This window comes from Oscillatoria sp. HE19RPO, assembly GCF_024220515.1.
In the GTDB taxonomy this organism is placed as follows: Bacteria; Cyanobacteriota; Cyanobacteriia; order Cyanobacteriales; family Laspinemataceae; genus Laspinema.
Genome location: NZ_JAMXOT010000055.1, coordinates 1 through 19,282, shown reverse-complemented (window position 1 = coordinate 19,282; position 19,282 = coordinate 1). Strand labels below are relative to the sequence as shown.

Genomic DNA, 19,282 nt, shown 5'->3' with positions numbered 1-19,282 from the left:
AAAAAATAAAACCTTCAAAAAACCCGCAGGCTCAAGCCTGGGGCTACACGGACAAAGCGGTGCCTGCGCGGGCTAAAAGAGCCTTGTTAGGTGCGATCGCATCAAAGCAAGGATGATTTATTTGTTGGAATCCCCTAAAGTAAAATCAGCGATCGCCCAGTTGGTTCAATCGAGTAGCCTGCGTAGGCAGGCTTCGTCCGTGTAGCCCCACCCTTGAGGGTGCGGGTTTTTATTCTATGAACCCGGCGATCGCGCCCTCAGCAGACTGGAGAGCACATGAACCCAACCCACACCTTACCCATTCCCCCTCACTTCAATCGCGCAAAAGTCGGCCAAGTTTGGCGAGTCCCTTATCAGCAGCTTGCTCAGGACGCCCAAACTTGGGCCAAAACTCACCGGATTCAACCGGCGATCGCCGACTCCCCTAAAATTTGCCTATTAGCCATCGACATTCAAAATACATTCTGCATTCCCGACTTTGAACTCTTTGTGGGGGGACGCAGTGGCAATGGTGCCGTTGAAGATAACCAGCGCTTATGTGAATTTATCTATCGGAATTTGCATCGGATTACCACAATCATCCCCACGATGGATACCCATACCACAGGGCAAATTTTTCATCCCATATTCTGGGTGGATAGCAACGGAGACAATCCGCCTCCTTTAACCCAAATTTCCCTTCAGGACGTAGAAAATGGGGTTTGGAAGGTAAATCCGACCGTTGCTCAGAGTCTGGGCGATCGCAACTCGCAGCAAATCCAACAGTACGCTCACCACTACGTTAAACAACTGGAAATTGATGGGAAATATCCCCTGATTATTTGGCCCTATCACAGTTTGCTGGGCGGCATTGGTCACCCCTTAGTTTCTGCTGTAGAAGCGGCGATATTTTTTCATAATTTGGCCCGCCATGCCGCCACGGGATTTGAACTGAAAGGAAACCATCCCCTCACGGAGAATTATTCCGCATTGCGTCCGGAAGTATTATTAGACCAAGCCGGAAAAGCGATCGCCCAACCGAATAGCCCCTTAATCAAAAAATTACTCGAATTTGATATCTTGATAATCGCCGGACAAGCCAAAAGTCACTGTGTTGCTTGGACTATCGATGACCTCCTCCGGGATATCCAACAACGAGACCCCAAATTAGCTCAAAAGGTTTATCTGTTGGAGGATTGTACTTCCCCCGTCGTGGTTCCAAATGTGGTAGACTTCACCGATGCTGCTGATGCTGCCTTTGCCAGATTTTCTGAAGCGGGAATGCATTTGGTAAAATCCACTGAGGCGATGGACAATTGGCCTGGACTGGTGGGTTCGGGTTCACCTTTTTCTAATCGATAGAGGTGGACACTGTTTTAGCCGAGAAACTGCGGATTATTTTGAACTCGGGAAAAACGGATCCTCGTCCTGGGTTGAGGGGGAACTCGATAAAATTTCTGCAAGTCTTCCAGATCAGTGACTTCGATGAGGAACAGATCGAGTATATTGCGATCGCCTTCATCAAGACCCTTGTCAAACGCCCTCCATTGAGCAGGACACAAAAATAGGGTCTGTACGTTATAAAAGTTTACAAAGCAGCTAAAATACTCTGGTGAGTGACGGATTTAAGCTTATGTTGTCTCCTGATTCTGCTATGCGACGAGTCTTTTTGGGAATAGCTGTGACCGGATTGCTGATTACAGCCATGCCTACACCTCCGAGTTGGGCGTTCCGATGTTCAGGTTTAACGGTTTTTGGTGGGGTTAGACGCGATCGCGAACTCAAATATTGCGTGCAAAGTGGCCGGGAGAATAGCTGGGACCGCTATTGGCTCAAAATTCCCAAGGAAAAAGTGAACTTGGCCATTTCTGAGTTGCGGATTAACTATCCCGAAAACTACCGAGGCGAATTCAATGAAGACCGGATCGAAGTGACAGTAAATGGCGACAAGATTGAATTAGATGATGCCTTCTGGGATCAGGATAATCGCTTCATTCAAATTTATCCAACCGAAGCGATTCCAGCGAATACAGACATTGAAGTGGTCTTGTCCAATGTCCGCAACCCCAACTTTGGGGGAATGTTCAATTTTAATGCCTTGGTCGTGACTCGCGGAGGTCCTCCGCTTCCCGAATATATTGGGACTTGGGTTTTAGCCATCAACTAAGCCCCCTACAGCCACAGGAAGGGGAATCATGGCAATGAGGGAACGTCAGGTTTTGGCGTTCCCTTTCATTTTGAAGCCAACTCCGGGTCCCCTCTGCTTCCCCTAACCGCTCAAAAAAATCAGGGATCCATTGGTTTTAAGTGCAAAGTCATGATATTATAAAAATTTGTGATTTTTTTTGAAAGTTTAGAGTCGCAACCTAGGAGTTAATCGTTATGACACAGCGCACCCTACATGGCACGAGCCGCAAAAGAAAGAGAGTTTCAGGGTTTAGAGTTCGGATGAGAACGGCCAATGGTCGCCGAGTGATTAAATCCCGTCGGAACAAGGGACGTTATCGGTTAGCCGTGTAGTCGGGTCCTCCATAAAAATGGAGTCAAACCCTCAGCAGGACGCAACCGTTCCCGGTGCGATCGGTGGCAGGATGAACCCAATTGCCACCGTTAGACCTCGGGGTTCCAATGGAGCCAAACAGAGGTAGAACCGGACTCGGGGTCAGTCGCTTCTTCGGGGAATCAGAGTCACCCCAATCCTTCTGCATCCGGAAAAAAACACCGTGTTACCTGCATCGAATCGGCTCAAACGCCCGAAAGAGTTTAGCGCTGTTTATCGCACGGGAATCAGTCGAAAGACCAGTCACCTAACCTTGAGAGCCAAACGGCGCAAGGGCGTTCTGCCTGTGGCGAAACAGCCCGATCTGGGGTCGGAAAACCCAACCTCCGCCCTAACGGCAAATCAGCCGACCCGAGTGGGAATTTCGATTAGCCTAAAAGTAAGCAAAAAAGCCGTGATTCGGAATCGAATTAAGCGGCAAATCCGAGCCGGATTGCGGGAATTTCTCCCCCGAATTTCCCGGGGATGGGACCTGGTTTTTATCGTGCGTCCCTCAGCAGTAGAGTGCAATTATCGCCAACTTCTGCAAGAATTAGAGCAGTTGTTGGCACAAGCAGAGGTACTCAATGGCGATTCGCGAGGAAGTTTACTATGAAGGGGGTCCTCATATTGGGGAACTAATCGTGAACATCCTGTTAGGATTTACGGTGATTGCTTTACCCTTAACTGTTGGAGCGATCGTGCGGGCATTGTGGCTGCGCTACCGCATCACCAACCGCCGAATTTCTATAAACAGCGGCTGGATGGGACGAGAGCGCAGTGATATCATCTACTCGGAAATTGTCCAGGTGAAGACCGTGGCTCGGGGTTTCGGACTCTGGGGCGATATGGTATTTACCCTCAAAGACGGTTCTCGTTTAGAAATGCGTGGCGTTCCTAATTTTCGGGAAGCTTATGACTACATCTCGAACAAATTGTCCGCCAAAGCAAAACAGGCCAGTGGAGCCATTGGCAATCGGTAACCAGGCGAACCTCGGCAGTAGTAGCAAAGAGCGAACCCTCAAACCATCAAAATTGGCGGCGATCGCCCCTACTGCCCCAGTGTTCCATCACGCCCTAAGCCAAAGGGCCAGCCATCAAACCTCTTAAACATGGCTAGTATTTAAGCAAGGTTATAGACAAAAAATCTCCCCACCGCATAGGTTGACATAAAAGAATGGACTTTGGAGTCGGATTTCTTTCCAATAACGTAATGCTGCCGATCCTGGACTTCTTCTACGGGATCGTGCCCAGCTATGGTCTGGCAATTGTCGCCCTGACCCTCGTGATCCGCTTTGCCCTCTATCCGTTGAGTGCTGGCTCAATTCGCAGTATGCGAAGAATGCGAGTCGCTCAACCCGTCATGCAAAAGCGGGTCAAAGAAATTCAAGAACGCTACAAAGAAGAACCTGCAAAACAGCAGGAAGAAATGAGCAAGGTTTACAAAGAATTTGGCAATCCCTTGTCCGGCTGCTTGCCAGTCGTCCTCCAGATGCCAGTTCTGTTTGCCTTGTTCGCTACTTTACGGGGTTCACCGTTCTCGGATATTAATTACAACGTCAACGTTGAAATTTTTCCCAGTGAACAAGTCGAACGGATTGTTCCCCAGGCATTCGCCACCCCCCAGCAGAATATTTATTTCTCCGATGGACAACACGCCCCCATCGTGGCGTTACTTCCCGCAGGCAATAAATTAACCGTCGGGGAAAAAACTCAACTGGAATTTCAATCCGTTGAGGGCAAACCCTTAAAGGAATTAGTCGCCCAGAATCCCGATACGCAATTATCTCCTCGGTGGCAAGTCACCAAAGGAGAAGACCGAGTGCGGATTAATGAAGATGGCACCATCGAAGCCCTCCAGCCTGGAGAAGCCACCATTCAAGCCACCCTGCCGGGACTAGCAGCCAATAAAGGATTTCTGTTCATCGAAGCCCTCGGTCGCGTCGGTGCAGTGGACCCCGAAGGCAATATCCACTGGGATATTGTCGGGATGGTGCTGTTCTTTGGGATTAGTTTGTACGTGAACCAATTGCTTTCGGGACAAAGTGGCCCAGGTGCCAGCGATAACCCGCAGCAGTCCACGGTCAACAAGCTGACCCCAGTGCTTTTCTCGGGAATGTTTTTGTTCTTCCCCCTGCCTGCTGGGGTGTTGATGTACATGGTCATTGCTAACGTCTTTCAGACGGCGCAAACCTTTATTCTCTCCCGCGAACCCCTTCCCGAAAATCTCCAAAAACTGGTAGAAGCCCAGGAAAAGACCTCAAGTGGCAAGGGCCGCGAAACACTTCCCTTTGAACCCGGTCGTCCCAAGAAAAAAGCCTAATGGTATCCTCAACCCAAAGTCCAATGCAACGAGGTCAGCAGTGGATTGAACAATTGCTGACCCTATTGCGAATTGAAAGTTCAGTCACAACGCAGGAGCAAGCAGATAGCTTTTGGTTGACCATTGATGAGAAAAATCTGACCCCAGAACAAATTGAAATTCTGACGGGTCCCAATGGACAGGTTTTGGATGCGATTCAGTATCTGTTGAACACAACTCTTAATATCGCCCAGCCTACCGATGTCCAAGCCTCCTATACGATTGAGCTGAATCAGTACCGGGTGCGCCGAGAGGAGGTACTCCGGGAAATGGTGGCTAAAGCGGTCCAAACGGTTCAGGAAACTGGGGAAGCTTATGAAATGAAGGGGCTTTCTTCTGCGGAACGACGGCAGGTTCATAACTTACTCAAGGACTATGAGGACCTAGAATCCTTCAGTCGGGGACAAGAACCGGACCGACGACTGGTGGTGCACCGGCGCGAAGGGGCCGGAAGCGCTTAAGTCGAGATCGCCCACAGCACACTCATGAAAACCCCGATGATTGGGGTTGAAGAGTGAGGGAAATGCCCCTGGTGCAGGGGGGTTTCCCAACCCACGGGTTAACCCCCTAAATCACATCGCATGAAATTACTTTCCCTCTGAGGGTTACCAGAATGCTGGAAGCAATTTATATTCCTCGGTTAGCCAAAGCATCAGAACAGACGCAAACCTTCGAGTTTCAACAGTTCATTCAGGATTTAGAAACCTTGACCCCGGTTCGGGGACGAATTCAAGTCAGACATGGGGGCAACTATTTAGAGGTGAGGGCTCAAGCGGAAACCATTGTTACCCTCACTTGTTATCGATGCTTGCAACAGTACAATCATCGACTGAAAATCCAGCCTACGGAAATTATCTGTCTGGATGAAACGGGAAGTGGCCCGGATGATGGTCCTTTAGAACGCGAAATTGCCCTGGAAGAGTTGGTGGAAACCCTCTCCTCTCAAGGCACTTTTGACCCGGAAGCCTGGTTGTATGAACAGATTTGTTTGGAAATTCCCTCTCGCCAACTCTGTGATGCCGACTGTTCGGGAATTGAGTTTTCCCCGGGCCAGGGTAGTCCTCTGTCGGTGGGCGATCGCCGTTGGGCGGAGGCCTTAGAACAACTCAAAAAACAACTGCCAAGCTAGTTAACCGTTTTTGGATGGCAGGATGTCAAGCTAGTCCAAAATCATGAGAACATCCTACTCCAAAATTTAACCAGCTATGACATTCAATGAAGAGTTTAAACTATTTCTCCGAGCCAGATATCCGTTAATTTACATTCCCACCCGCGAAGAAGAACGAGTTGAAGCGGCGATCGCTCATTGTGCCAAAGAAGTCGGGAATCGGGCGGTCTATATCTGGGATTTTGTCGATGGTTACCAGGGCAATCCCAACGATAGCGGATTCGGTCGCCGCAACCCCCTCCAAGCCTTAGAATTTGTCGAAAAATTGCCTGCCTCTGCACCGGCAATATTTATTCTGCGCGATTTTCACCGCTTTTTAGAAGATATTTCTGTGTCCCGAAAGCTCAGAAATCTCTCCCGAACCCTCAAATCTCAACCTAAAAATATTGCGATTATTTCCCCATCCGTCGCCATTCCCGAAGACCTCAGCGAAGCCCTCACGGTCTTAGAATTTCCCCTCCCCAATGCCCCAGAAATTAAAGGGGAAGTCGAACGGTTACTCTCGGCAACGGGACATCCTTTAGACGGAAAATTTTTAGATGAAATCGTGCGATCGTGCCAGGGTCTTTCCATCGATCGCATTCGCCGAGTCTTAGCCAAGGCGATCGCCACCCACGGACAACTCGAACCCGATGATGTTGAACTCATTCTCGAAGAAAAACGCACCATCATCCGCCAAACCCAAATCCTGGAATTCTACCCCGCCACGGAACAAATCTCCGATATCGGCGGCCTAGATAACCTCAAAGACTGGCTGATCCGTCGCGGAGGCTCCTTCTCCGAACGGGCACGCCAATATGGCTTACCCCATCCCCGAGGATTGCTCCTCGTCGGCATTCAAGGCACCGGCAAATCCCTCACCGCCAAAGCCATTTCCCATCATTGGCACCTCCCCCTCCTCCGCCTCGATGTCGGACGACTATTTGGCGGATTAGTCGGGGAATCCGAATCTCGCACCAGGCAAATGATTCAACTGGCTGAAGCCCTCGCCCCCTGCGTCCTCTGGATTGATGAAATTGACAAAGCCTTTGGCGGATTAGACAGTAAAGGAGATGCCGGGACCACCAGTCGCGTCTTTGGCACCTTTATCACCTGGTTAGCCGAAAAAACCTCCCCAGTCTTTGTGGTTGCCACCGCCAATAATATCCAGTCCCTGCCCCCAGAGATGCTCCGCAAAGGTCGATTTGATGAAATCTTCTTTGTGGGATTGCCCGCTCAAGAAGAACGAAACGCCATTTTTACGGTACACTTGTCCCGATTGCGACCTCATAACTTGAAAAGCTATGATATTGAAAGGCTGGCTTACGAAACTCCTGATTTTTCTGGGGCAGAAATCGAACAAGCGTTGATCGAAGCGATGCATATTGGATTTAGTCAAAACCGCGACTTTGCCACGGATGATATTTTGGAAGCCGCCAGTCAAATCGTTCCCCTAGCCCGTACCGCCTCAGAGCAAATCCAGTTTTTAAAAGATTGGGCGGCGGCAGGAAAAGCTCGTCTTGCCTCCAGATACAGTACATTGAATAGTCGGATGCAACGTCAACTGCAACAGCCTGAATCATAAGAATTTATGCGGAGTCTTGCCAGTTTAGTCCAATTTATCCTCGGTTTTACTTTGGCGCTGATCATCCTTGCGGGTGGGAGTGTCGCCGCAGGGCTGTATTTCGTCACGAAATTAACGGCACTGCCTGCCAGACCGAGTTTTAGTAATGATCGGCCAGCGGTTACAGCAACCCAGGCGGAAAATTCCCAAGAGGGAGCCACCAGCGAAGGGTCTGGGAATGCTTCAGATGCCCTTCCTGAGAATGCCTACCGTGCCAAGGTGATTTGGCCCGATGGCTTAATTTTGCGCGATCGCCCCGGTTATGAAGCCAACTCCATTGGCGGACTTGATTTTAACGCCCAGGTGGTGGTTCTCGAAACCAGCTCAGACAAGGAATGGGAAAAGGTTCGCATCGAAGGCAGTGGTCAAGATGGGTGGGTTAAAGGTGGCAATACGGAACGCCTGAACTAACCGCCCCTAACCCGAGTTGACTCATCAGAACCTCAATATTGAACTCGGCCCCCAGGCGAGGGCTTACTTTTTGCTGTTTTTATGACTGGCAACAACACCGCCAGCAAATGCTACTCCTCAAAACTTCCAAGTTTGTACTTTTGGAAGGTTACTTTTTTGGGTGTTAATCTGGCTTATTCCGATTTAAGCGATGCCATATCGATACAGAAACGGTACTTAACATCTGACTTGAGCAGTCGCTTGTAGGCTTCATTCACCTTTTGAATCGGGATAACTTCAACATCGGCAGTGATATTGTTTTCGCCGCAAAAATCAAGCATTTCCTGGGTTTCAGCAATGCCCCCAATATTGGAACCTGAGAGACTGTGGCGGCCCATAATCAAACTGAATGCCGACACCTGCAAGGGGTTAGAGGGTGCGCCGACTAGGGTAATGTTACCGTCGAGGCGGAGTAGGTTGAGATAAGCGTTGATATCGTGATTGGCGGAGACAGTATCCAAAATAAAATCGAAACTCCCGGCGTGTTTCTGCATTTCCTCGGCGTGGCGCGAGATGACAACTTCATCGACACCAAGGCGCAGCGCATCTTCTGTCTTGTCCGGGGAGGTGGTAAAGACAACAACCTGTGCACCGAACGCATGGGCGAACTTTACTCCCATGTGGCCTAGCCCTCCAAGACCGACCACCCCAACTTTCTTGCCCTTGGTCACACCCCAGTGGCGCAGGGGCGAGTAGGTGGTGATTCCGGCACATAGGAGGGGCGCGACTCCAGCAAGTTCCAGGTTTGAAGGAACACGCAGAACGAAGCGCTCATTGACGACGATGCTATCGGAGTAGCCCCCATAGGTCACCCCTTCAAGGTACTTGTCCGGAGAGTTGTAGGTCAGGGTCAGGTTCGGGCAGAACTGCTCAAAGCCATCTTTACAATAGAGGCAAGTCCCATCCGATTCGACCATACAGCCGACCCCAGCAAGGTCGCCCTTCTTGTACTTGGTAACTCCCGAACCCACCTGGGTAACGCGGCCTACCATCTCATGGCCTGCGACAATGGGATAGACGGTGGGCATCATATTGCTCCATTCGTTACGCACGGAATGGAGGTCAGAGTGGCAGATGCCGCAAAAGAGGATTTCGATTTGTACATCATGTTCGCTGAGGTCGCGCCTTGTAATGATGTCGGAGGCCAGGGGTGCAGTCGCACTGGCAGCGGAATACGCTTTTGCTTTGTACATAAATTGATGCTCCTAATGGTTTACTTTGGCAACAGGCATTGTTCGGCCCTTAGCTTTGCTATTTCGTTGGGATTCTTGCCAATGACCGATTTCTGAATGGCTTCCTACCCGGGGTTGCAGGAGAGCAATACTTTTCACCAGGCACGACCGAGATTGGCTCCCCCTGGCCTTTTCGGGTAGGGGGAGCCAATCATTTCTGTTAATGCCCATTTTTTTGATTTCTTACAACCCTTCGGTTGGCTCTCCCAATTGTAAAGACCCAACAGTGAGCGCTTGCTCTATCAAGGGGTGGCACTGGTCGTGTAAAGTGGGAGGTATAATCTCCTCGAAAATTATCCATGAATTGCCCCCACTGCCACAGCCCGAAAACCCAGAAAGACGGTCAGCGTCAACTGCATACCGGACAACGAGTTCAGGGTTATCGCTGCACCGCCTGCAAGAAACGCTTCAACGAACGCACCGGCACGCCCATGTCTCGCCTACGAACGCCCCAAGCCGTTGTCGAAACGGCCCTCAAAGCCCGTAGTGAAGGTTTAGGCGTGCGAGCCACCGCCCGGGTACTGGACAAATCACATAACAGTATTAGCAAATGGGAATCGCGACTGGCCGCCCAAGAGTCGAAGTGGTCGCCGACCCCAGGTGCTGAAACCGAAGTGACCCTTGAAGGAGACGAGCTTTACACGAAAGTGGAGAAAAACCGACCGGCTCACGAAAGTCCTGGCTGAACGGCGATTTTTAAAGAACGTAGTAGTGGCTATTGGGTCGCGAGTGCCAGCGGTCAACGCGATGAAAGCCTCTTCGAGCGCATCGTCAGCCAAGTCTGGAACTGGGCACAGGCCTGCCAGGGCATCCGTTGGTTCACCGATGGAGAGCGTCGCTATGGCCAGCAGTTATGGAAGCTCGCCAGTGTCTGGCTCGACCGGCACTCTTGGCCGGTCGTCTACGACATTCGAAAAGTTTGGCGCGAGGGACTCGAGGTCGCCATGAAGGTCAAAGGGTCACAGGGAAAAGCCCGACGCGAGTGGGTCAAACTCGAACATCCCTGGACAGCTATCAGTGCCGAGAGCGACGTCCATGCCAACCACTGCGAGGCACACAATGCTGCCTTACGTCGTCGTTGTAGCCCCTTTCGGCGCCGACAAAATCTCTACGCCAAAACGCCATCAGGACTCGATCGAGTCCTCTCGGTGCAGCGTTTAATCCATAATTGGGTTAGACTACGATGGTCGAGTTTGCAGACTCCTGCCATGGCGCTCGGTTTCACCTCACGAGCCGTGAGTATTGGGCAAATGCTTTCTCTGAGAATTTTTCAAGACTTGCCACCTTAAGTGACCAGTACCAGAGATCCCAAAGTATTCTATAATGTCTAGAAATATTCATATGGCAGTTAATCTTATGGCAACCCAATTTGATTTTGCTTTCGCGATCAATCTGGTTTTTTACTACATTGTTGCGAAACTTCCCTTCTTACATCCACTGCTGCCACAGTCAACTAAGGATAAGTTGCCAACGGGTTGGAATTTTCACATGTTTTGGGTAGCCTTCAGCACGGGCGGTACACGCATCTACAATGATTACCCATCTAAAATGAAAGACCCCGCCTCGTTTGAACCGAAGGTAAAGGTTGAGCCGTCGTACCAATTAGACGCGACAGACATTCAATCCTTCTATGAAAACGGTTATATTGGCCCATTCGACCTGATGACACCAGAGGAAGCAACGTCGCTGAAGGATCATTTGCTTGCTTCAGTACTGACCAATAGCTCGAAGATGTGGGATTTTGAATTTGAAGAGCAAACAGGTCTGGCTGATATCTTGTTTCCTAGCGATGAAAATGACATCGAAATAACCGAAGAGTTCAAAAAGTCTGTCATGCCTCATATAGATAAAGTCAATCGCCATCTCGATGATGAGCGTTTGCTGAGTGTCTATCGGCGGCCAGAAATCATTGAACGCTGCGCGCAACTGCTGGGGCCAGATTTGCTTTTGTGGAAAACCGATTGCTTCGAAGTGCCTGGTCACAAAGCGGGTACCCCCTGGCATCAAGCAAGCCTCTGGCTATTTCATAATATGCGGGAATGTGTGGTCAATCCGCCGAATCATGAGGATCTTTTTCAGGTTACGTGTTGGATTGCACTTACTGATTCTAACCGTGAAAGAGGATGCATGCGGATCATTCCAGGCAGCCACAGAAACATCTATCCGACCATTGTGAATAGAAATTTTGATGAGGTTGATCAAATATATCGGTATGATAAAGGAGAATTAGAATTCCCCTTCGCAGAGGCTAAGGAACACTTTATTGAAACAAAAGCGGGTCAGTTTTTCCTGTTCACCGAACGGGTCATTCACGGTTCGGTGGGAAATTCTACTGGTGAGCCAAGGTGGGGCATCAACGGACGCATCGCTAGGCCCGATACACGCTTCTACACCCCGACAATGTTTGAACAAGGCCACCAATTCTCATACCATAAGCTACGTGCAGACCTCAAGAACTGGCGTGCCGTACTACTGCGTGGACAAGATCGTTACCACTATAATAGACTTTATAACGGCAAGTCCGAACTGACTAGCGTCAGCAATTAGCTAGCTTCGACAATAGAACAGAGTCAAGTATCAAGCCATGGAAACGACTTCAACTATTACACCAGTAGTGTCGTGGCACGCCTTAACTGGTGTAATAGCTGAACTTGCTGAAGTGCTTGCCTTTCGGTGCGTTACGCTCCACTTTTTTACGCTAACGACACCCTACTTAATCTACCACTTAAGATGTGTCGCGACACATCTTAAGTGGTGAGAATATCATAATCCATGAAACCCTTGCCTGGTGGGCAGTGCTCACCAGACGCGAGATTTTTCTAACCTACCTTTTTAGCTGTGCCACGGCACTATATGTCAATGTTTTTTTATAAAAAAACTCTGTAAGGAAAAACTCGCTATATTATGCTATACTGGCTGGGATTCTAGTTTTAATGAATTGAAATTTCTATTAATGGAAAAAGCGACTGAAAATGCATCTAAATACTATTCTTTTAATTCAGAAAGAATAGTACTTAAAGAAGAAGTAACGCCTTTTGCAGAGATTTGGAAATGTCCGCAAAGCGGAGCACAATCACTCCATGCTAAGATTCTGTTTAAACCAGGCGACATAATTTCCTCTATTGGTGCCAGGAATTATGTAAAAAAGCCCAACTACCTATCAGTACAAGTTGGTGAAGAGAGACATATTCTGCTCGATCCTGTTTTTTTACAATATATCAACCATAGCTGCGATCCCAACACTCATTTTGATACTGTCAATATGCAAGTGGTCTGTCTCAAAGAAATTGGCGTTGGGGAACAGATGACATTTTTCTATCCTTCTACAGAATGGTCAATGGCTCAGTCATTTGATTGTTTATGTGATAGTGTAAATTGTCTCAAAACAATTCAGGGTGCCAAGCATTTACCTTCGGAAGTTTTAGAGAAGTACCAATTTTCCAATCATATCCTCAACAGATTCTAGGATTTGATTGAAAAATTCAAGGATTCAAAGTTGAATCTTAAGGTGCAAACTTGGAATCTATGACAACACCCAAATAGTTCTAAAATGAAAATGGCTTCAATGACTAATGCAAATATCTCAAAATCTAGTGACACATACCAAGAACTTTCGGCATTTTTGACGGATTGGGATCAAAAATATGTCGAATCTATCAACTCGATCCAGTTGTTTACAGGGCAAGAATTGTTGAATGAGGCTCAGAAGATTCACTTTGTAAAACTGGTTTATCATCTATATCGCCATAGCTGTCAAGAAATCTTTTGGTATTTAGGAAATCACGCCCCGAATCGACAAGTAAAACAAACAGTTTTAGATAATATTGCAGAAGAGATGGGAGGGGATGGTTGCTCCCATGAACAGATGTATCTTGACTTTGCTATGGATGTTGGGATTGATCTAAAGACTGAATATTTTTTAAATGATAGTTATCCTCCTTTTGTTTCAGCCTACAAGCGAGGATGGATTGAATTGTTACAAAGTACCGACTCAACAGGAATGGCTTGCTTATTATCTGCTTGCGAAAGACTTGATAATCCGGATTATATGGCTTTGACGAAGGTTGTCAATACATTTCAATTACCCAAAAAGTCCCTGACTTTTTTCACAGTACATTCTGAAGCCAAGCATTTTGAGCTTGTTGAGCCTGTCTTGCTACCACTCTGGCAACAAGATCAAAACGGAGTTAAAGAAGTTTTCAATTTTGTCTTTGAGTATGAACTTAAGATGCGACAACAACTTAGTGATGCAGTCTGTAATCTATAGATTTCAGTGCATTTTTACCACGGCACTGGTCAGCTAGAGAGTGATAGTTAAAATAGAGACAGTCTATAGCTTGTAGACCATGAAATGTCCCTACTGCCAGAGAGAGAAGACCGTCAAGAACGGAACCACCAAACTCAAAGACAACAGTCGGCGTGTCGGCGTCAGAACTATCTATGTCGCCACTGTCACAAACGTTTTAATGAGCGAACTAACACCCCGATGGCCCGGCTCAGAACACGAGTGGGAACGGTAGCAGCCGCCATCAATGTCAGAGGAGAAGGGCTAGGCGTGCGAGCCACAGGACGTTCGTTTGCGAAGTCCCATGCCACCATTATTCGGTGGGAGAAACGATTGCAAGAACACGAATCTCAATGGTCACCAGCAGTACCAGAGCAATCAGACGTAACTCTTGAAGGAGATGAGCTTTACACTCGCGTCAGCGAGAATCTTCCCCCCCTCTGAGTCCGAAGGTTGGACAGCTCACTTCATCGAGAGAGAGAGTCGGTATTGGATAGCTGCGCAAGTCGGTCAAAAGACGAAGGAACTCTTCGAGCAGATTGTGGCAAAGGTCTGGGACTGGGCTTCACCGGCTCAGTTCATTCGCTGGTTCACTGATGGTGAGCGGCGTTACAGCAAGGAGTTGTGGAAGGTGGCAAGCGTTTATCTTCAAGCTGACGAGACAACACCAGCGTTTGGACGACGCAAAGTCTGGCGACAAGGTTTAGAGGTCGCCATCAAAATCAAAGGTTCTCAGGGGCGACGACGGGTTGAGTGGCTCAAGACGGAGCATCCCTTGACAGCCGTTAGTCCAGTTAATCAAGTTCATGCGAATCATAATGAGGCCCAGAATGCTGCTATCCGCCGACGGACGAGTGCCTATCGTAGACGTCAAAATCTCTATGCCAAGCGCGTGGAGGGACTACAAAGAGCAATAGATGTGCAACGTTTGCTCCATAACTGGATTCGACCCCATTACAGTTTGGGTAAGGCTGTGACTCCAGCAATGGCGATGGGCTATTGTGACCGACCCTTGACTACTCAGGAAATTCTGACTCTGCCTGGCTTTTACGCCATCCCTCCTTAGCAAACCAGTGCCGGGCAGTTAGGACGTAATTTAAAACGAAGGACCCTACAATTTGTCCCATTATTCCAACGGGACTGACGCAGTGGGGGAGACAATGGAGTAGAACAAAAGAATCACTTTCCCACAATGCACAGTAATATAGCCTTTCTCATGCCCATAAGGTACAACGATGGCGGCCCCAAACCGTCGGCGGCCCAGAACGGGAGAGGGGCTTTGAAAAGTACCTCATCAGTCCACCGAATCGCTATAGATTAAATTATCTCCCTCCTGGGATTACCCTGAAAGCAACTGCATAACTCCTATAACTATGACTGCAATTACTGTCAACTTTAATCCCATTATTAAACTAACCGATGACCAATTCTATCAACTGTGTCAGGCGAATCCAAATGTAAAATTTGAGCGCAACGTCCTAGGAGAAATCATTATCATGCCACCCACCGGGGGAACGACGGGAAACCGAAATTTTAAGCTGGCTCAACAACTCGCCAACTGGACCGATACCGATGGGACCGGGATAGGCTTTGATTCTTCCACTTGCTTTCAACTTCCAAATGGCAGCAACCGCTCTCCTGATGCTGCTTGGATTCCCTTAGAAAAATGGAATACCCTTACCCCAGAACAGCAAGAAAAATTTCCACCCTTATGCCCGGATTTTGTCGTTGAGTTACGTTCTGCCAGTGATGCCTTAAAACCCCGGCAAGAAAAAATGCAGGAATACATGGAAAATGGCACGCGCCTCGGTTGGCTGATTAACGGCCAAAATCGACAGGTAGAAATTTATCGCCAAGGTCGGGAAAAAGAAGTCTTAGACAATCCCGCTATCCTATCCGGTGAAGATATCCTCCCCGGTTTCCGCCTCAACTTGCTGATTGTCTATTGAACCAAATTGAGGTAAAAACCCGGTTTTTGGTCCCTGGGGGTCCCGAAGCCCACCTCTGAAAGTATTAAGAAATTTTGCAAACTAAGAAGAATAATTGCAATTTCTCGGGATTCGGTTTACCTGAAAAAATAAAGATGCTAGGGTTCCTAACAACTGAAAAATATTACCCTAGATAGCAACGATGTACAACAAAAATTCTAATCAAGACCTCGCCACGGCTGCGGTTACGGCAGCTTTGGGAGCCGGTGTCGTCACTTCATTTGCGGTGAGCCAAGGTCAAAATCCATTGGTGGCGTTAGGAATTACGGGATTTGCTGTCGTTGCTGCATTATTGATCGATCGCTTGGGCTTGATTTGACCCATTTGAACCGCCAGATCCAGAAGTTTGGGACGGGGGCGCTGACTTTAGATGTCGCGTTAGGTGGTGGATTACCGAAGGGACGGGCGATCGAGATTTTTGGACCCGAGAGTGCAGGAAAAACCACCGTTGCTCTCCATGCGATCGCCCAAATCCAAAAAACCGGCGGAATTGCCGCTTTTATCGATGCCGAACACGCTCTAGATCCGGCTTATGCAGTAAAAATTGGGGTTGATATTGACCGCCTGCTGGTATCGCAACCGGACACCGGAGAGATGGCCCTAGAGATTAGCGATCGCCTGGTGAGGTCAGCAGCAGTGGATTTAGTGGCGATCGACTCCGTAGCTGCTTTGGTCCCAGAAGCAGAAATTGCTGGAGCAATGGGAGAGACAGCCTCCAGTTTACAAGTGCAATTAATGCGTTACTGGTTGCGAAAAATTACCCACAATATGCGGCGATCGGACTGTGCAGTAATCTTCCTCAACCAACTACGCCACAGTTTCTATTCCATTGCCGGACCCGAAACCACCGCAGGCGGAGATTCTTTAAAATTTTATGCCTCAGTTCGCATCGATATGCGCCCGATGCAAGTCCTCAGCAATAAATTAGAAGACTATGGAATGCGAGTGCAAGCCAAAGTAGTCAAAAATAAAGTCGCCCCACCGTTTAAAGTCGGGGAATTTGATATTATTTTCGGGCAAGGAATTTCTCATTTAGGCTGTGTATTTGATTTGGGAGAGCAACTGCGGTTAATTACCTGCAAAAGGTCGGGGTATCGCTATCAAGGCAAGGCGATCGGGCAAAGTCGCTCGGAGTGCCTGAATTATCTGGAACGAAATCCACTACTTTATGAACGCCTAGAAAACACTGTTATGAAAGTGTTGAAACTTCGGGCAGATTCGTGAGAGAAGCGCTATAACGAGAGGTTTTAAGGGTTTTCGAGGTCTCGATCGCGCTTAGGAGGCAGAGCCTCCCTTGTGGCATTCCCAGGCAGAGCCTGGGAACGAAGGGAATGGTTTAGTTTACGCATTACTAAATGTAGAGGCGATTCGCGAATCGCCTCTACATTTAGGGGTATTCCCCAAAATAAATCATCCCAATTCGGTTATTAAAAACCTACTATACTCTTTCAGCCTGCGTAGGCAGGCTTCGTCCGTATAGCCCCACCCTTTAGGGTGCGGGTTTTGGACTATAGACTAAACTGCTGAAGTTTGAGTCATGCCGGGACAAGCCACATTTGTTCCGCCTAAACCACAATAGCCATTGGGATTTTTAGCCAAGTATTGCTGATGATATCCTTCAGCATAGTAGAACTCTGGGGCATCCATAATTTCGGTGGTAATTTCGCCATATCCTGCGGCAGAGAGGGCTTTTTGATAGGCTTTTTTAGAGTTCAAGGCTAACTCTTTTTGTTCGGGAGAATAGACATAAATTCCTGAACGGTATTGAGTGCCGGTATCATTACCTTGACGCATTCCTTGGGTGGGATTGTGGCTTTCCCAGAAGACTTTTAACAGGGTTTCAAAACTAATGACTTTGGGGTCGTACACGACTAACACGACCTCGTTATGACCCGTCATGCCGGTACAGACTTCTTGGTAGGTGGGGTTAGGGGTGATTCCGGCAGCGTACCCGACGGCAGTGACGAAGACGCCTTCTTGTTGCCAAAATTTACGTTCGGCACCCCAGAAGCAACCCATGCCGACGATGACTTGTTCCATGCCATCGGGAAAGGGGGGTTTGAGGGGATTGCCATTGACGAAGTGATTGGCGGGGACCGGAATCGCTTCCTGGCGTCCCGGTAAGGCTTTGTCTGGGGTGGGTAGGGTGAGTTTTTTGCCTAATCCAAATAGTCCCATGATGTTCTGACTCCGAATGATGAGTGATTCTTTACTTTTCTTAATAATAGCGAGAATTTGCGGGAGCGCGATCGCCTCGGGGAGATTGGCAACCCTGGGACCCCTAAGAAATAGCCGCAGGAAGGGGTCAAATCCCATCCCTGCCGCCAGTCTAGTCATACCTACCTAGATTAGAGAGAGCGCACTAGCTTTTTCAAGCCATTTTTTGTAGAAATAACGGCTAAAAGCGATTGGCTTACCGGGAAAATTCCCGGAGGATTTTCCTTGAATTTATTAGAAATATATTGGGTGACCTTATCAAACTTTGGCTTATAATGACACCTTGATATCCGCAGTTCACTGCAAAATCCATTGAGTATTTTTGCTGAAACTGAGAACCTTCAAGCCTTGACAAGGTATCTTGAAAAGATTATGATGGGTAGTTGAAATTTTTTAAATAAAGATAATGCCCAAAATACTAATAAATTTGAGGCTTAAATACTCAAGGCTTATTGACCTTGATTTTTTTGTGAATTTATCTTTATTTAATGCTTATTCTAGGGTCAATGCCTGACAGTTGTAGAAATGAATGATGTAATTAATCCTTACGAAACATTACGAGTTAGTCCCCAAGCGACGCAATCGGAAATTAAGCAAGCGTATCGACGGTTAGTCAAACTGGTGCATCCGGATAAAAATTTAGAATCATCGGACTCGGAACGGATGATTCAGATTAATGGTGCGTATGAAATCCTCGGGGATCCGCAACGCCGTCAGTCTTACGATCGCCGTCAAACCTCGGGTAGATCCTACTCTCAAACTCGCGATCGCCAGACACGAACTGCCCGTGCACAACAGAACTATCATCACGCTCGCCAAAACAGCCCCGATCCAGACGATCACCTCGAAAAATGGGTTAAACAAGTCTATCAACCTGTCAACCGAATGCTGTATGAAATTTTGTACACTTTAAATGATGAAATCGATTGTCTCGCAGCGGACCCCTTTGATGATGAATTAATGGCAGATTTTCAGGCTTATTTACAAAAATGCCGGGATTTCCTCAACCAAGCGCAAATCTATTTCCAATCCATGCAAAATCCTGCAACGGTTGCCGCTGTTGCCGCCAATCTTTATTACTGTCTCGATCGCATTGGCGATGGCATCGATGAGTTAGAATTCTTCACCCTCAACTATGACGAACACTATCTCCATACCGGGCAAGAATTGTTTAGAATTGCTAATGGTTTAAGGAAAGAAGCCCATTCAGCCATTAAAAATATCTTTGGGTAAGGGTGGGGATAGTAATCAAACTAGAGCATCGATTTAGGATGACCTCAACGGGACCAGAAACCGGGTTTCTAGCTTAAATTTGCGATTTAGGGAACTCCAAAAAATAAAACCTTCAAAAAACCCGCACCCTGAAGGGTGGAGGCTCACAGGACAAAGCCCGCCTGCGCGGGCTAAAAGAGCCTTGTTAGGTGCGATCGCATCAAAGCAAGGATGATTTATTTGTTGG

At 48.0% G+C, this 19,282-nt stretch carries 20 protein-coding genes and 2 pseudogenes; 20 read left to right on the top strand and 2 right to left on the bottom strand.

Translation table 11 applies throughout. The features are described from left to right. The first annotated feature begins 276 nt into the window (after positions 1-276). The 11 genes from NG833_RS06330 (at position 277) to NG833_RS06280 (ending at position 8,062) form a co-directional block, all read left to right on the top strand. Positions 277-1,341 (top strand): isochorismatase, encoded by a 1,065-nt coding sequence (locus tag NG833_RS06330; protein ID WP_254564459.1) that lies wholly within the window; start codon positions 277-279, stop codon positions 1,339-1,341. Between the two features lie 271 nt (positions 1,342-1,612). Further along, positions 1,613-2,146 carry a DUF2808 domain-containing protein gene (locus NG833_RS06325; RefSeq protein WP_254564458.1) on the top strand — a complete coding sequence of 178 codons (534 nt, stop codon included), beginning with the start codon at positions 1,613-1,615 and terminating at the stop codon, positions 2,144-2,146. A gap of 215 nt (positions 2,147-2,361) precedes the next feature. Continuing rightward, on the top strand, positions 2,362-2,499 hold the full coding sequence (gene rpmH, locus NG833_RS06320; protein ID WP_015148244.1) for a 50S ribosomal protein L34: 138 nt from the start codon (positions 2,362-2,364) through the stop codon (positions 2,497-2,499). Between the two features lie 203 nt (positions 2,500-2,702). Continuing rightward, positions 2,703-3,134, top strand: coding sequence for a ribonuclease P protein component (gene rnpA / locus NG833_RS06315; RefSeq protein ID WP_254564457.1), 432 nt, complete (start codon positions 2,703-2,705; stop codon positions 3,132-3,134). Next, a complete protein-coding gene (locus NG833_RS06310; RefSeq protein WP_254564456.1) occupies positions 3,106-3,501 on the top strand; it encodes a PH domain-containing protein in 396 nt (131 codons plus the stop codon). The genes rnpA and NG833_RS06310 overlap by 29 nt, the downstream gene beginning before the upstream one ends. Further along, complete coding sequence (locus NG833_RS06305; RefSeq protein WP_254564455.1) at positions 3,488-3,628, top strand: hypothetical protein; 141 nt, start codon at positions 3,488-3,490, stop codon at positions 3,626-3,628. The genes NG833_RS06310 and NG833_RS06305 overlap by 14 nt, the downstream gene beginning before the upstream one ends. Before the next feature lie 67 nt (positions 3,629-3,695). After that, positions 3,696-4,841 carry a membrane protein insertase YidC gene (gene yidC / locus NG833_RS06300; protein ID WP_254564454.1) on the top strand — a complete coding sequence of 382 codons (1,146 nt, stop codon included), beginning with the start codon at positions 3,696-3,698 and terminating at the stop codon, positions 4,839-4,841. Then, positions 4,841-5,341 carry a R3H domain-containing nucleic acid-binding protein gene (locus NG833_RS06295; RefSeq protein WP_254564453.1) on the top strand — a complete coding sequence of 167 codons (501 nt, stop codon included), beginning with the start codon at positions 4,841-4,843 and terminating at the stop codon, positions 5,339-5,341. The genes yidC and NG833_RS06295 overlap by 1 nt, the downstream gene beginning before the upstream one ends. 155 nt (positions 5,342-5,496) lie before the next feature. Beyond that, positions 5,497-6,009 carry a DUF177 domain-containing protein gene (locus NG833_RS06290; RefSeq protein ID WP_254564461.1) on the top strand — a complete coding sequence of 171 codons (513 nt, stop codon included), beginning with the start codon at positions 5,497-5,499 and terminating at the stop codon, positions 6,007-6,009. A gap of 76 nt (positions 6,010-6,085) precedes the next feature. After that, positions 6,086-7,612, top strand: coding sequence for an AAA family ATPase (locus NG833_RS06285; RefSeq protein WP_254564452.1), 1,527 nt, complete (start codon positions 6,086-6,088; stop codon positions 7,610-7,612). A gap of 6 nt (positions 7,613-7,618) precedes the next feature. Then, entirely contained in the window at positions 7,619-8,062 is a 444-nt protein-coding gene (locus NG833_RS06280; protein WP_254564451.1) for an SH3 domain-containing protein, read from the top strand. A gap of 173 nt (positions 8,063-8,235) precedes the next feature. Here the strand turns inward: NG833_RS06280 and NG833_RS06275 are convergent, their stop codons facing one another. Beyond that, a complete protein-coding gene (locus NG833_RS06275) occupies positions 8,236-9,294 on the bottom strand; it encodes an NAD(P)-dependent alcohol dehydrogenase (protein ID WP_254564450.1) in 1,059 nt (352 codons plus the stop codon). 338 nt (positions 9,295-9,632) lie between these two features. Between NG833_RS06275 and NG833_RS06270 the strand changes: the two are divergent. From NG833_RS06270 to recA, 8 genes and pseudogenes are all read left to right on the top strand, one after another. Continuing rightward, positions 9,633-10,622 (top strand): annotated as a pseudogene (locus tag NG833_RS06270) (IS1 family transposase). Between the two features lie 67 nt (positions 10,623-10,689). Beyond that, complete coding sequence (locus tag NG833_RS06265) at positions 10,690-11,880, top strand: phytanoyl-CoA dioxygenase family protein (RefSeq protein ID WP_254564449.1); 1,191 nt, start codon at positions 10,690-10,692, stop codon at positions 11,878-11,880. 406 nt (positions 11,881-12,286) lie between these two features. Then, positions 12,287-12,799 (top strand): SET domain-containing protein-lysine N-methyltransferase, encoded by a 513-nt coding sequence (locus tag NG833_RS06260; protein ID WP_254564448.1) that lies wholly within the window; start codon positions 12,287-12,289, stop codon positions 12,797-12,799. 99 nt (positions 12,800-12,898) lie between these two features. Further along, entirely contained in the window at positions 12,899-13,600 is a 702-nt protein-coding gene (locus NG833_RS06255) for an iron-containing redox enzyme family protein (RefSeq protein WP_254564447.1), read from the top strand. 79 nt (positions 13,601-13,679) lie between these two features. After that, positions 13,680-14,684, top strand: a pseudogene (locus NG833_RS06250) (IS1 family transposase). A 307-nt stretch (positions 14,685-14,991) separates the two neighbouring features. Beyond that, positions 14,992-15,567 (top strand): Uma2 family endonuclease, encoded by a 576-nt coding sequence (locus NG833_RS06245; RefSeq protein WP_254564446.1) that lies wholly within the window; start codon positions 14,992-14,994, stop codon positions 15,565-15,567. Positions 15,568-15,748: 181 nt separating this feature from the next. Then, positions 15,749-15,925, top strand: a complete 177-nt coding sequence (locus NG833_RS06240; protein ID WP_015148234.1) for a hypothetical protein — start codon at positions 15,749-15,751, stop codon at positions 15,923-15,925. After that, positions 15,922-16,830 carry a recombinase RecA gene (recA, locus tag NG833_RS06235; RefSeq protein ID WP_256555844.1) on the top strand — a complete coding sequence of 303 codons (909 nt, stop codon included), beginning with the start codon at positions 15,922-15,924 and terminating at the stop codon, positions 16,828-16,830. The genes NG833_RS06240 and recA overlap by 4 nt, the downstream gene beginning before the upstream one ends. 291 nt (positions 16,831-17,121) lie before the next feature. Here recA and msrA read toward each other — a convergent pair whose 3' ends face one another. After that, complete coding sequence (gene msrA / locus NG833_RS06230) at positions 17,122-17,784, bottom strand: peptide-methionine (S)-S-oxide reductase MsrA (protein WP_254564460.1); 663 nt, start codon at positions 17,782-17,784, stop codon at positions 17,122-17,124. 564 nt (positions 17,785-18,348) lie between these two features. Here msrA and NG833_RS06225 point away from each other — a divergent pair. Beyond that, positions 18,349-19,056, top strand: a complete 708-nt coding sequence (locus NG833_RS06225; RefSeq protein WP_254564445.1) for a J domain-containing protein — start codon at positions 18,349-18,351, stop codon at positions 19,054-19,056. The last annotated feature ends 226 nt before the right edge of the window (positions 19,057-19,282 follow it).